We start from the raw sequence: 321 nt of genomic DNA, 5'->3' as shown, positions 1-321 counted from the left end.
TGATGGATGCGGCCGAGGCGGCGCTCAAGGCTGCCGGCGTGCCGCCCGCGAAGGTGCACGTCGAGCGCTTCGGCACGCCGCTGCCGCAGGCGGGTGTGCCGCCCGTCGAGATCACCGCGGACACGCCTGCGGCCGACCTCGAGATCGTGCTTGACGGCAAGCGGCGCAAGCTGCGCCTGCCGCATCAGGGCGTCAGCGTGCTCGACGTCGGGCTGCGCGCCGGTCTCGCGCTGCCGTATGCGTGCAAGGGCGGTGTGTGCTGCACGTGTCGCGCGAAGGTGCTCGAGGGCGAAGTGAAGATGGAAAAGAACTACACGCTCG

The 321-nt window shown here is 70.4% G+C and carries 1 protein-coding gene; it reads left to right on the top strand.

Annotation, left to right across the window (positions count from 1 at the left end):
* Positions 1–321, top strand: a 321-nt coding sequence (locus AB3X89_RS40425) for a 2Fe-2S iron-sulfur cluster-binding protein (RefSeq protein WP_368588086.1), incomplete at both ends; no start/stop codon positions are given.

This window comes from Paraburkholderia sp. BR14320 (assembly GCF_040948665.1).
Lineage (GTDB): Bacteria > Pseudomonadota > Gammaproteobacteria > Burkholderiales > Burkholderiaceae > Paraburkholderia > Paraburkholderia youngii.
The sequence above is the reverse complement of the archived record's forward strand: the minus strand, read 5'-3'. Positions and strand labels throughout refer to the sequence as shown.